The organism is Bradyrhizobium sp. 179, assembly GCF_023073535.1.
Taxonomy (GTDB): Bacteria; Pseudomonadota; Alphaproteobacteria; order Rhizobiales; family Xanthobacteraceae; genus Bradyrhizobium.
The window spans coordinates 1-13,425 of the sequence record NZ_JADPJR010000124.1; the positions used below are offsets into that span (position 1 = coordinate 1).

Below are 13,425 nucleotides of genomic sequence, written 5' to 3' on the forward strand. Positions count from 1 at the left end.
CGGTGGTGAAGCTGGCTCGCCGACGCGGTGCATCGCAAGGGAGATGGCTGGAGCGCATGCTCGCTCGTAAGCCGCCCATGCTTGTCGCGGTGGCTCTTGCCAACAAGATGGCCCGTACCGTTTGGGCTTTGATGGTCAACGGTGGGGTCTACAAAGCTCCGGTCGCAGCGGCTTAATCGCTAATCCGCCCGACCCAGAGGTCGTCGAGGAGGTAGGAAGGTCAAACGGAAGGTACGGCGCAACAGTCGATGAGACGGGGTCAGGAAAACCAGTACATGCCCAGGTCCTTCCAAGTACGCCGCTGTGATTTGGACCTGATCCGCGAACTCCCATACGGGCCCGCGACATATGACGGTCGCAATAAAGGCCGGACAGATGTCAGCACCCGACTACGCGCAACACCTGATCGAAAGATTCTTCTTGCATCCACCGGGGCGTCCACAGATGGGGCATGTGGTCAACGCGTCAGCGTTGTCCACCATGTCCACAGCCTTCGCGGCCTGCATCCGTTCGCGCCAGACCGCCATCGGCGTGCGATAGCCGAGGGACTGATGAAGGCGACGGTCGTTGTAGAAGGTGATCCAGCTCGCGATCCCTGCCTTGGCCTCGCGGCCGTCGGCATAGCCCTTGAGATCGATGTCCTCATGCTTGAGAGACCGCCACAGCCGCTCGATGAAGACGTTGTCCATCCAACGACCGCGGCCATCCATGGAGATCTTGATCTTTGCGGCCGCCAGCGCGCCGGTGAAGGCCACGCTGGTGAACTGGCTGCCCTGGTCGGTGTTGAAAATCTCCGGCGTGCCGTACTTCGCCAGCGCCTCTTCCAGAGCCGCCACGCAGAACGAGACGTCCATCGTATTCGACAACCGCCACGCCAGAACCGTACGGCTCGCCCAGTCGATGATGGCGGCGAGATAGAGAAAGCCGCGGCCGATGGGCAGATACGTGATGTCGGCCGCCCACACTTGGTTCGGCCGGTCGATCGTCATGTTTGCGCAACAGATAGGGATAGACCTTGTGGCCCGGCGCCGGCCTCGTCGTGTTCGGCCTTGGTCCCAACGCCGCGATGCCCATCTTGCGCATCAACCGCTGCACGCGCTTGCGATTGACCTGAAGCCCCTCAGCCTTCAGCATCGCGGTCATTCGCCGCGAGCCCAGGAACGGCCAGGCGGTGAACAGCTCGTCGAGGCGCCGCATCAGGGCAAGGTCGTTGTCGTTGGCCGGCCGTGGCGGCCGGTAGACCCCAGAACGGGCGATGCCAAGCAACATGCATTGCCGGCGGATCGACAGCGCCTGGTCGGCGCGATCGAGCATTCCTCGACGGTCCGGCGTGCTCATCTTCCGGACCTCCGCGCTAAAAAATCGCACTCGACTGTCAGTTGTCCGATCTTGGCGTGCAGCTTCTCGATCTCGCGTTCGCGCGCTTCCTCGCTCTCGCGCTCGACACCCGCGTCAAAAGCCCGGGCCGCTTGGTCCAGCAGCTGCTTCTTCCAGGCATAGATCTGGTTCGGGCGAACCTCATAGCGCAGGGCCAGATCGGCAACCGTCGCCTGCTCCCGCACCGCTTCCAGCGCAATTTTCGCCTTCAACGCCGCGTCGATCTTCCGTCGTGTCTTCTTTGTCATCATGCCCTCCGTCTATCAAACGGAGCGGCCCTTTTCCAACTTAGCCTCTGGTCCCAAAACCGGGGTCCATTTCAGTATTCTAGCGATGGTGTATCACACGAACTACGGCGCAAGCCGACTTTTGACCGCTGTTTGGTCGTGTCAGTCGTGGCGTCTCGACCACACACCTTCCCCGTAGGTCTCCATCAACCGTAGTCTGCACTACACACATGTGAAGCGGCCGGCCTGCACTTGTATTTCGAGGCGACAAAATACGATTCAATCAGCTTAGCGACGCTTATCAACAGTATGCGAGCGTAGACTGGGCCGCATTTGTCCTCCGAAGATATGGCTCGGAATCCTTTTTTAGAGGACCGTTTAGCCACGATTTGCACATTTTACGCCATCCCTGTGATTTGTTCCGGTACGCGTGGCGCGCCAACTCGCACGTCCGAATTGCCGCCTAAAGGTGAGGCCGCTATACTTGGCTGCGGACGCACCCAAGAAACAACCCCTGTCAAAATGCCATCGCGAAGCGTTCCTTCGAACTCGTGGTCCAAGGAAGGGATCGCCTGGCAATTGGGAAAACAGCTTCAATTTCGACCCAGCTATGTTGCCTCTGCAGTTACCCGAGACCTCAGCGCCGATGTGCGTGCCCACAATGTTTTGACGATCCTGTAGCAGCATGAACGCATGGACAGCGCTACTGTGAAGAACGTCGATAAAGACCTGCCATGCTCCCGCTAGCTCCTCGAAACCAGCCTCTTGAGGCGCCGCTGGCGCTAAAGGCGGCTCTGAAATGGCATGAACGATTGAGCGGCCGACGATCTCAGCTTCGACTTTGGTCAGATTGGTCGGATCGACTACGATCCGCTGCGGGCGCTGCCAACAGTCGTGCAGCACAATGCGGACGCCCGGTGGCCAGCCTCCTGGCGATCACGTCGGCTTTTACTGGGAACGTTTTAGCCTGCCAGGAAACGGCAATTCGTGGATTGCAGAATGCAGAGTCTGGCTCCATCTCTTCGACAGCCAGGCCAGGCACACTCAAAAATTCGCGCTTCATTATCGAAATACACTCGCGCCACCTTTCCATCGCACGAGCAGCCCTCCCCTTACCCATTGCTCTAACGCGACGTAAGCACCGATGATCTCGTCTTTACCAGCTTTCATTGACCGACCAAACGATTGGCCAGAGGTCCATTCAGGTACGCTGCTCTACATAGTCTTTCCGAGCCAAGTAAGAAGCCGCTAGATTGCGGTCCGCGGATATACTTGCCGCCCGAATTAATCAGCAGATCGGCCCCGTTTCGAAGCCAAACGCTCGGAAATCGTGGGGCTGCTCCGGCCGCGTCCACAATCAGCGGGATCCCCAATTGTTTAGAGCGCAGAGCAATTTCCTCGAAGGGCACGACAGACTTCGCAATATCTGAGGCAACGACGCATATTCCCGCAAAGTTCTCGATTGGAAGGTGGTCCAACTCTGAGGCACGGCCGATAGGAAGCACCATACAACCGACTGCACGGATTGCATGCTCGTAAGCCATCCGTTGATCAGCAGCGACAACCACCGCCTTCTCGCGCGTAATGGGAGCTTCAGCATCTTCTCTGGATCGTTACCCGCTATGCAAGCAGCAACAGCCTGGCTTACTGCTGCCACGCTTCCACCAGTCACGAGGCCCCACTCGGCACCGGTGAGCGTGGCCAATTTTCGGCCCACCACTTCTGCCAGTTCGTCCATAACGACAAAACCTCGACCCGAGGCTTCCATTGCGGCGAGCACAGATCGCGTTGGATTGCATCCGCCGTAGAAGCTACGCATGCCGGCGCAATTAATGACCGGTTCAACGCCAAGATCATGGATTTGACCTGCGGCGGGGCTGCCGCGCGGCGCGCCATCGCAATGAATATCCAAGCTCATGCAAGCACCTCCTGTAAGGCTTTATGGAAGAGCCGAAGCGGATCGCGTTGCTGACCGCAAGCATCAAGCCAAGCCCAAGCGCGCAAAAAAGCTGGCCCCTGCTAGGCAAGGACTCGCCGTCCAAAGAAAGCGGCTGGAGCCGGTCTTCAAAATCTTCTTCCGGAGGTCGAAACTCGCGCATAGCGTCGGAGGTCACGAACTCTGCCATGCCGACCATCCAATAGCATGCAATTTGAAGGAGGCCTGTCATGCCGCTTTCCCCCTCCGTGCTACCGGTGACGGTAACCCGAAACATGAGGTCCAGCTGGCAACTCCTGCCGCGCCGCAGGGAAACGCATCAAAACTCGCGCCACTTTGATGATTGTGCCGGGCCCTCTTTTTACTGCTTTCTGGTCGGTTCGGCTCTGCGAACACGGTTGAACACCTGTGTCGCGAACCCAACACACCCAACAAAACATCGTACCGTTCCTCTTACCGTTGCCGAGCTTTTGCCATTCTAAAGATCTGAGCCTGAGTGCGTCATGAAGCGTATCCGACGTTGACGATGTAGTTGGCGCATTCCTGGGGCATGAAGCAGTCCAGCAAGACAGCGATGGGCTTCCAGGTTGTATTTGCGATTCGCCCGGCGGATTTCGGAGCAGGGTCTTGAGCCTGCCGGAGACTGCTCCATTGGATTGAGGTCGGCGCTGTAGGGCGGCAGGAAGACTCCCGTTCCAACAGCACAACCTCTTGCAAATCCGCCATGAATTTCTCCTGGAGCCGAGAGAACAAGAACGAGATCAGCAAGTGACATGCCACTCAGTGGCACCCGCAAACTCTGGCGGCAGGACAAGTTCTTGGGAGATTGCCGGTCCACTCTCGGGAGACTGCCATCGAACTGCAGTCCTCCTCTCGACGAGATTGAGACATATGTCACAACGCAATTGCAGCATTTACGACAAGGGTAGCAGTCGACATTTCAACATTTGTGTGGCCTGGATATCACCCTTTGACGAGGCGCTCCTCCCGCCACGGCTGAATGCTCTGTGAAGGGCTGCAGCATGCAGCTCGCGAGCCCAGATCTTCATTTGCACCAAAGCTTTCCACTCCAGCGTGTCGGCTTGACCTTCATCCGAACATAACGACAGGCTAACGTTCGGCGCCAATCCTATGATGCAAGCCTTTATGGCTCAATAGACTACCCACGCTGGTCATTGATCGACATCACGACAAAACGATATGACCAGTGAACTTTGCGCGAATTGAAGCTCGGCCTCCACGATTTCTAGCAGAATCAGCCACAATCCAGTTCGGCCTAACGCAGGTCGTCAATGCGCACAGCCATCGACTGTGGAAAAGCTTCGCGCCTAGGTGCGCTCGAAATGGTCTGTCGTTTCTGATGGAAGCGCAGGATGTCCTGTCTGCCACGATCGCCCAGCGCTCGGGATTCAAGGGGCTCTGGGCCTCTGGTTTGTCGATTGCCAGCTCGCTCGGCTATCGGGATGCCAATGAAGCTTCATGGACCCAGCTCGTCCAGCGCGTCGAATGCATAGTGGACTCAACCGAGCTACCTGTGCTCGTTGACGGTCACGGGGGTTCGGCAATTTCAACAATGCTCGTCTCCTCGCACGCAAACTTCATCAGGCTGGCGCGGCGGGCGTCTCGCTTGGGGACAGCTGCTTTCCGAAGCTGAACTCGCTGATTGGTGAGCGGCATCCGCTCGCCGATATCGATGAATTCTCCGGTCGCCTGCGGCCGGTGAAAGACACTGTTGCTGAACACCTTGTTCTCGTGGCTAAGGATCGAAGCGCTGATCGCTGGACATGGATTGAATGAAGCCATCTTGCGTACTCATGCCTGTGCCGAGGCGGGCGCCGACGCAATCTTGATTCACTCGCGAAAAAGTACCGCATACGAAACTCTTTCGTTTGTCAGCGAGTCGCGAAACCGGCTACCCGTTGTGATTGTCCCGACGACATACTATCGAACGTCACTGTCAACCTTTCGTGATGCAGGGATCTCCACGGTCGTCTGGGCCAATCACTCCATGCGAGCTGCGGCAGCTGCAATGCGGCGCGTCTGCGATAGCACCGCAGCCCAAGAGAGCGTTGCGGGCATAGAATCCCATATCGCCCAGCTCAGCGAGACGTTCGAGCTTCTAAGATATGACGAACTCGCCGCGGGTGAAAAAAATCTCTGCAGCCCAGCTAGTCCATGTCAGCAGGGTTGACACCTAAAGTTCCTTTCTTCAAAACCCGCCCGAGGCGCCCCTAAGCCTCTCTTCGGTGTCGCTCCAGTATCACCCAGCAAGGCCCGCGACCTAACATCCGGGACGGCTCCGGAAGATCGCTAAACATCTGTCCCTGACGCTGAAGGAAGCTCACACGGCGGCTGACTCAGGTGTATGCGTCACTGGCCATTCACACCTACCCCTTCAATATCTGGGATGGTCAAACAACTGCGGCACTTAACACTGAACAGAAGCGTTCACGATGCTTGCGAAGCGAACGCAGGATGAAGAAGCGAATGAAATGCCTCTGAATGCTCCAAGCATGCTCTCATTCTCGCCTCCGCCAGTTGGCTCTCGACTGCGACTGCTTACGGATCTCAACTCGAAACCGCTAGCCCAAATCCATGGCACTGCCATCCTGCACAACGCGCTACATAACATTATCTATCAAGGATCGCCCTGCTCGGCCGGCTACCAGCGATCCGCGGCCTGACAATACCGTCATGTGGCGCGGGCCGTCACGCTCACCGACATCGCGCCGGGCGCCATGGTCGGAGGAGATTTGTGAGTAATTAAAAGCTTCACCGGATGGTACCTTCTAGAAGAATTGGCGCGCTTGAGCTGTGTGGTTAGATTTGCTGCCGCAGCTCACGCATTGCGTTTGCCATTGTGCGCGAGCTTAACAAAGCACAAATTTCATCGAGTGCTTGCGCGCGCTAGGATCGAGGCCCTGAAGCATTGACGCGCGGTCCCGCTGCGCGCGAGGCGCGTCCACGCGCTGGAAAATTGACAGAACAGGAAAGACGCTCGAATGGTGCCTGGAGAACACCATAGACCGAAACGTCTGCAGTATCCGTACTGAACTTGAAAAACCCTCGAAGAATGGGATATTCAGTTAGTATTCCGAATACTTCTTCGACCTGTCCGGTGCCGGGAGCGGCATCAATGACAAGATCAGTATTTGTCACGAGAATGTTGTAATAGCGCAGCGCTTCAGCGACAAATCGCTCAGCAAACTTGTCTACGATCTCACCGTCCACATCTGTAGACAGATAGGTCGAGTCATACAAGAACGGCATATCGTCGATAAATATCGTCTTGCGGACGCACAGCATCGCTTCCCTCGGCGGGCGGAATGTAAGCATAACACGGTCTGAAATCCTCTCTCGTATGATGCAAAGCAATTTCATTGTCGTCCCCTCAAAGGAGGCAGCCGTCAAATCCAGCGTGTGCAGAATCCTGGCCTGCTTCTTGACGTTTGTACCCTTCCCGCCAACAGAGATGATCACGCCAGCAGCTTGGATGACCCGAAGCGCCCGTTTAATCGTGATAAGGCTGACTCCGAATTCCTCTCCGAACATAGCAGTGGGCGGAATTGGCGCATCCGGCTGACAAGTCCCATTGGAGATTCGCTTCAGAATCTCATTGGGTACCGATGACCTGGGACGGAGACGAGAAGGTGCTACCGACATATCGTTCCGATCTCCCTCTGGCCGAATGTGTTCGCATTCCGATTGCGCCTAGTGGAACTGTCCCTAGCAATCTCGATCGTCAGCGAGGTGCGTTGAGTGCGAACATGTAGAATAGGGCGATGGCATACCTTATACTTGGCATTTTCTGTCAACGTTTTGCACTTAATTGCGTTACAGCAGCTGGAATTGGGCCTTAGTAGCAATCCCGAGGATACAAAGATGAACTCTTGCTTGGCTAAGCCGATGAGATTTATGAAATGATGGTCATCCCTTTCGGTTTTTAGTCCCAGCCTGACTTCGGAAGCGGCCTTGAACTCTGGCGGATCATGCTCCGTTGAAGCGAATGACAGGGAGTTCGCTCGAGGAAGGCGCGGCATGGCCACCGAGCGCGAGTATCAAGCGACATCCTCCATCAACGACATTAGACCAAAAAGCGCATCACCCGTGTGAGCCAAAGTGGGAAAGCGTCGGTAAGCAACGACACCAGAGGCGGGAAACTTCAGTTCGGCCGGTTCGGCAGCAACATCACCTAATGGATAGATCCGTCCCGCCGACTGGTTCGCCTTGACTTGATCGGCGGGTTTGGCGAATGGCTCGAAGAGGCCGTCGCAAGGCGCGTAGATGGAGTTGTGCGGGCTTTGATATTTGAGGATCACGGACGAGCTGGGCTCGATGGGATCCAAAGCCGGAAGAATTTCATAATCGTGCAGAACCCGTCTCAGGCCACGCTCAGCGATCCGCAGCCCACGTTCCGAGAGAGTGGCCCCGAAACCCAGCTCGGTCGTCAGAGCAGGAATTCCGTGTTGCTCAGCAGCGGCGTAGAGGGTTGAGCCGGCACCCGAGCCATGGGTAATCGCCCCAAATGGTGCGTCAAAGCTTTTCAGAAGCCGCAAAATCGCGGCAGCTTCAGCGTCGTTCCGGCCGGAGCGGGCGAGCGCGACCGGCAAATAGTCCAGCGACCGGCCACCGGAGTGAAGATCAAGCACGACATCCGCCAGAGGAAACAGTTCTGACGTTATATAGTGGGCGATCATTGCGGTTGGCCCACCATTTGCGTCGCCCGGAAACTCACGATTGAGGTTACCGCCGTCGAGCGGAGAATCCCGGCGACCAGCGCTAACGGCGGGCCAATTCAGAGCAGGAAGGATAATGATCCGACCGCGCAGATTTTCGCTTGAAGACAACTCCCTTGCGAGATTGCGTAGCGCGATTTGGCCCTCGTACTCGTCGCCGTGCGTTCCTGCTGTCAATAGAGCGGTTGGTCCGCTACCGCCGTTGAAACAGAGTATGGGAACCGGTATCCAGCCGTAGGCGGCTATGTCGGACGAATATGGGACGCGGGCATAGTCCGCCTGCATTCCAGTTGCCGAAAAATCGATCTTGCTCCACACGCGACTTTTCATTGTTAACCCTATTCAGTGAAGCGATCTGGCTGTCATCGCTCGGCTAACGCAGCGAAGTTTTCTTCGCTTGCAGGTCGACGACTGGGGCGGGACCATGCGGCTTGATATAGATATTACAGATCGACTGGGCAATCGTTCTGGCGCGATGTCGCTCAGAAATTCAAGGACCACTTTCGGCAGCTCGAAAGACTTCTTCGGTCTGCTACACGCCGCCTGCCATCTCAAGCTTGGGTTCAAGATGCAGGACCATGTCTCCCAGGATGATCTCGTTCGAGCCGGCCATCAATGATGGCGCTTCCGTCAACGCGTTTCGTGAGCCGTGGCCGACACGACCTGCCGCCGTCAGGCGAGACAGGCTGCGCTCCGACCAGAGTTCCTCAAAGAAACGATAGACCATGGCGCCGATCATCCCAGGCCTTACCTTCTCTGCTAGTCGAACTGTCACGCCTCTCGCGGACCCGTGATGTCTTCCTGCCCTGCCGTTGCCTTACCGACCTTTCGCGACCCGATCCAGATCGACTGATCTGATCAGCACGGCGTGCACCTATATCAACTCAGATGAAGTTGCCGCGGTCCAATGGAACGTTGTAGTTCGGTTGTGCGCAACTCTTTCCTGCGGCATCAAAGCGAACTGGAAGCCAGTCCACACTATCGCAGATCGGCCACCAGCAAAACGCTCTCCCTTGTTATGCGACAGGCCCGACGTTTGGTGGCCAGGTCATGCTGACTTAAGACGCGCCGCTGCTGCCAGATGAGGTCGGCCCGGTGCGATAGAACTTGCGCTGCCGCCCTCAAGCAATCGATCAGTGCGATCGATCCGCGCCCAAACATGTCGGGTCCATAGTCAAATCCAACAGCAGCACCGGCCGGGAGATCATTCAGAAACTCGCCTGCGGCGGACACTGCGACTTCGGTGTAGCCATGATAATAGATGGGCTGAACATGGCGGTTCGGCCATGCGCGTGCGCTCTTACTGCTAATGATTATTGCAATCCTCGCGCGATCACGTCGCGCAATCGCTAATAGCGGCCTGATATCCGAAGTCCAGAACTGAACCCGAGTAATAATCAACTTTCTGCCGCGACGTCAGACTCACGGCATGAAGGCGATCGAGGCATCGGCGCAAAGGCGCACATCGGGCATGATCGTGATGGATAACGATCAGACTCTGTCACATGAAGCGCGTGGCATGCTTACCTTGCGTGGCGCTCTATCGAATCTCGACACCAATAGTGCAACTTCGCTTCGGTTGATCTATTGAAGGATGCGTTCTCTGGACCTGACGAAGCGCTGGCTCAGATCAACGCAGCGCGTCCGTCCTTCGCGTTTGGACCTGAGGACAAAGAATTCTGTGACTTGATCGAGATCAAGGCCTCGCTCAGAAAATCGTGGAAGGGTGTGTCGCAAGAACGATCATGAGCTACGACTTCCCTGAGCGTGATGCAACGCCTGCTACAGCGAAATAGCTTTGCGGAATCGACTATCATTAACTAGCCAATAACCCTTGAGACCTGCCTTCGGCCCCATGGACATCAGCTCGAACAACAACGATACGCTGTGCGTCGCTCCGCCAGCGGCGTCGCTTGAAGGGTTTGCCAGTCTCTCGGTACCGCTTTATCGAGCTTCAACGATTGTTTTCCCAAACGCTGCGGCCTATCGCGCGCGCGCGACGCGGTCGCCGGATGGCTATACTTATGGCCTCGCTGGAACGCCAACAACCCGAACCTTGGAGAACCAGGTAGCGGAAATTCACTCCGCCAGCCGATCTATCATCGTGCCGTCGGGGCAGTGCGCGATAACAACCGTTATGCTCGCCCTGGTGAGCCATGGCGAGCACTTCTTGATCGGGGACAATGTCTATCCTCCAGTGAAGCTATTCGCGCGGACGATCCTTCGGGCCTTTGGAGTCGATACAGAGTACTTTGATCCGACTCGTCTCGGCGACCTCGACGCCAAGTTACGACCTGGCGCAACCAAGCTAGTTTGGATTGAGTCGCCGGGCTCAACCACGATGGAAATCTGTGATATCCCGGCCATCGCAGCGAGGTGCAGAAGATCTGGCGCGCTTCTGGGATGCGACAATACATGGGCGACTGGTTTGCTGTGTAGACCTCTAAGCCTGGGCGTGGATATCGTGGCCGAGGCGCTTACTAAATATGCAGGTGGTCACTCCGACCTACTTCTGGGTGCGATCATTCTTAATGATCTTGATCTGTATGCGCGTGTTCGGAGCACTTTGGGCGCTCTGGGGATAGGCACATCCCCCGATGATTGCTGGCAGGCGTTACGGGGCATCCAAACGATGGCTCTTCGGATAAGGCACGCGGGCGCACTTGGCGAGCTATTCGCGCACCGCTTGGAACAGTCAGGTCTTAAGGTCTTGCATCCATCTCTTCCTTCGTTCTCTGGGCATGCCTTATGGCAGCGTGACTTCGCGGGCTGCCCCGGTGTTTTTAGCCTCCTACTGCAGGGAGTCGATGTCAGCACAGTTGACCGTGCTCTCGACCAGTTGAGGACGTTTGTGATCGGTGCTTCTTGGGGAGGTACGCGAAGCATTGTCGCCCCCATGACTGTCGCAGGCGAGCGGCAAGCAATGCCCTCGGACTTGCGCCGAAGCTATATCCGACTGAGCCTTGGTCTGGAAAGCGCTGAAGAACTTTGGCGCGATCTTGAAAGAATGTCGGATGTTCTCTTGGGCTGATGTGCAACTGCACGTAAACCACGTTTAACAGTTCAAGGTATCGACCGGGCAATCTCAGGAACAGCAGGAGAGATCGTTTGTGCTCCAACGCTGAAGCGGCGCCGACGGAGCAATCGCCCCCGGGACACTCATAGACAAAAGTACCGCTTTTCGTGGTTTAGCTCTGAAAAGCGGGACGGCAGTTCTGCGCGATGTTAAAAGTCGTTGCCCTAGTGAGTGGGCGCGATGAAGCCCTTAGGCCAATGACAGAGGGGAGTGAATCACCCGCAGTGGGCGGGAAGCAACACCTATGACCACACCCGATACATCTCGCGTTTCCGTAATCGACGAGGAATTACCGGCATCACAACGGCCTATCGCCTCGCCAGGCGTGGTGGCCGGGTGATAGTTTTCGACCGCTAGCCCTTGCAGTCGAGCTTTTGGAGACGCGCCATGTGAGCGATGCCTTCGAGGCGATACCGGTGAAGTCGGACCGCAACGACATGCGGCTGGCCTGATTACGGCCGGTGCACTGCAAGTCGATCGCTGCGCAGCAAGTGTGAGCCGTGCTGACCGCGCGCAAGCTGGTGCGGAGCAAGCTGCTGGACGTTGAGAACAGCCCGCGCGGGATCTTGCGGGGCTTGTGTTCGCTCGGTTTCGATGTGGCCAGGATCGCACCGGAGGCTGGACAGCTGTCGCAATGGCTTCATGCGGCCATGACGCCTGCCCTGCGGTGGAAGGAAACTCCGTTCACCAACGGGGGACACCTCTCTGCCTTGAACGCCGAGGTCTGGAACAGCTGGTCCACGGTACTAAGGGCATCAAGTGGATGTTCACGGCGGGAGCCGTTCTTCTCGTCACTCCGACACGGTCTTGGCACAAGCTGTCGTGGATGGCAAATTCGTTACGTCCACCCCAAATAGGAAGAGAACACAACCGCAACAGCACGCGATAGGGCGCGAACTCATCTCATGAGGATGGCGCAGGATGAAGAGATCAGGGTCGAGTGTGAGAAAAGGAAAATCCTCCGCTTTCGTCGCCAGCAAGACCGAGTTCGACGCGGCAGCTCGGGTTTCCGCACGTCAGGCGTGTCCATGTTAGAATAAAAGAATAAAGAGAATCGATGCGTAAGATTTCCAACAACTTGTGCCGGGCCGAACGCGTCTTCCTGGTTCGGGCTCACGTGCAGCCCCGGCGCGCTAAATGCATTACCAAATGTCACGAAGCGCTGCTTATTGATGGGGAGGTTCGCCTCCACAGTGCGGCGAACTACGATAATTTGAGTTTCGAAGACGCAAAACTTGCGAGGCAGTAACTCTCAGGCCGCCGATCCTTGCGATCAGTTCCCTCAGAATTGCTTACCTTGGCACGATACCTGCTCATATTCTCGTCAGAGCTCTTTCGCAGATCGCTTGTGTTTATCCAAGCACCCCGTGGCGAAGGGAAGATGGGAGGCGGTCACTTAAATGAATGACGCTGGATCGAACTACTCCATAATTAAACTGCCAGTCACGCGGCTGAGGCCCACCGAAGAAATTGACATCGAACGAGCTAGGCTGCTGGCAAAGGCAATCAAGGAAGAGGGCAGGTGGACGGAACCGATCTTAGTTGAACGCAGCCATTCTGTGATCATGGATGGTCACCATCGCCGCTTCTGTGCGATCGGACTCTGTTTGGCCGTTGTTCCATGCGTCCTGCTTTCCTACGACGACCCCAATTTGGAAGTAACGTATTGGGCCGATGGGGCACCTGTTGATGCGGGGCGTATTGTCAAAGCCGGCCTATCAGGTGATTTGATGAAATACAAGACAACACGACACCGGCTACATGTCCCACTGCCATCTTGCTCGGTGAACCTCGAAGAGTTGAGACGACGATCACTGAAACAGCTGATGGCTCAAGACGGATCGAAATGATTGGCCCTTTGTTGCTTGAGAAATTAGTGAGCTACATCGCCCCTCGATCGAAGTTCGGGGTGGCTGATCGGCAAATAGCTGCCTGTTGGATAGTTTACCGTAAGGTAGCGGCGCTGCCGCAATACTAGCACTACTTTGGCAGAATTGGTTTGTGCTGCAGTTTTTCACGGATACGTCTTCTGCAGTAGGGGCATCGCTGCGATGGCTGCCGTAGGATGAGATC

At 56.5% G+C, this 13,425-nt stretch carries 7 protein-coding genes, 3 pseudogenes and 1 riboswitch; of the genes and pseudogenes, 5 read left to right on the forward strand and 5 right to left on the reverse strand.

The genetic code is table 11. The features are described from left to right. A pseudogene (locus tag IVB12_RS28640) lies at nucleotides 1-176 on the forward strand (IS110 family transposase); the annotation flags it as partial. Between the two features lie 351 nt (nucleotides 177-527). Here IVB12_RS28640 and IVB12_RS28645 read toward each other — a convergent pair. Together IVB12_RS28645 and IVB12_RS28650 are read right to left on the reverse strand one after the other, a co-directional pair. After that, a pseudogene (locus IVB12_RS28645) lies at nucleotides 528-1,625 on the reverse strand (IS3 family transposase); the annotation flags it as partial. Nucleotides 1,626-2,961: 1,336 nt separating this feature from the next. Next, nucleotides 2,962-3,522 (reverse strand): hypothetical protein, encoded by a 561-nt coding sequence (locus tag IVB12_RS28650; RefSeq protein ID WP_247304118.1) that lies wholly within the window; start codon nucleotides 3,520-3,522, stop codon nucleotides 2,962-2,964. A 1,378-nt stretch (nucleotides 3,523-4,900) separates the two neighbouring features. Here IVB12_RS28650 and IVB12_RS28655 point away from each other — a divergent pair. Then, nucleotides 4,901-5,731 (forward strand): annotated as a pseudogene (locus IVB12_RS28655) (isocitrate lyase/phosphoenolpyruvate mutase family protein). 716 nt (nucleotides 5,732-6,447) lie between these two features. On the opposite strand, the gene IVB12_RS28660 reads toward IVB12_RS28655, so the two are convergent. From IVB12_RS28660 to IVB12_RS28670, 3 genes are all read right to left on the reverse strand, one after another. Further along, entirely contained in the window at nucleotides 6,448-7,203 is a 756-nt protein-coding gene (locus tag IVB12_RS28660; protein ID WP_247304119.1) for a GntR family transcriptional regulator, read from the reverse strand. A gap of 395 nt (nucleotides 7,204-7,598) precedes the next feature. Beyond that, entirely contained in the window at nucleotides 7,599-8,594 is a 996-nt protein-coding gene (locus IVB12_RS28665) for a succinylglutamate desuccinylase/aspartoacylase family protein (protein WP_247304120.1), read from the reverse strand. Between the two features lie 214 nt (nucleotides 8,595-8,808). Continuing rightward, nucleotides 8,809-9,015: a hypothetical protein gene (locus tag IVB12_RS28670; RefSeq protein WP_247304121.1), complete on the reverse strand. Its 207-nt coding sequence runs from the start codon at nucleotides 9,013-9,015 to the stop codon at nucleotides 8,809-8,811. A gap of 690 nt (nucleotides 9,016-9,705) precedes the next feature. On the opposite strand from IVB12_RS28670, the gene IVB12_RS28675 reads away from it, so the two are divergent. The 3 genes from IVB12_RS28675 to IVB12_RS28685 all read left to right on the forward strand — a co-directional run bounded on the left by IVB12_RS28675 (nucleotide 9,706) and on the right by IVB12_RS28685 (nucleotide 13,202). Continuing rightward, nucleotides 9,706-9,867, forward strand: coding sequence for a hypothetical protein (locus IVB12_RS28675; RefSeq protein ID WP_247304122.1), 162 nt, complete (start codon nucleotides 9,706-9,708; stop codon nucleotides 9,865-9,867). Between the two features lie 264 nt (nucleotides 9,868-10,131). After that, on the forward strand, nucleotides 10,132-11,307 hold the full coding sequence (locus tag IVB12_RS28680; protein WP_247304124.1) for a PLP-dependent transferase: 1,176 nt from the start codon (nucleotides 10,132-10,134) through the stop codon (nucleotides 11,305-11,307). Nucleotides 11,308-11,361: 54 nt separating this feature from the next. Further along, a riboswitch (glycine riboswitch) is annotated at nucleotides 11,362-11,463 on the forward strand. Nucleotides 11,464-12,752: 1,289 nt separating this feature from the next. Next, entirely contained in the window at nucleotides 12,753-13,202 is a 450-nt protein-coding gene (locus IVB12_RS28685; protein WP_247304125.1) for a ParB N-terminal domain-containing protein, read from the forward strand. The last annotated feature ends 223 nt before the right edge of the window (nucleotides 13,203-13,425 follow it).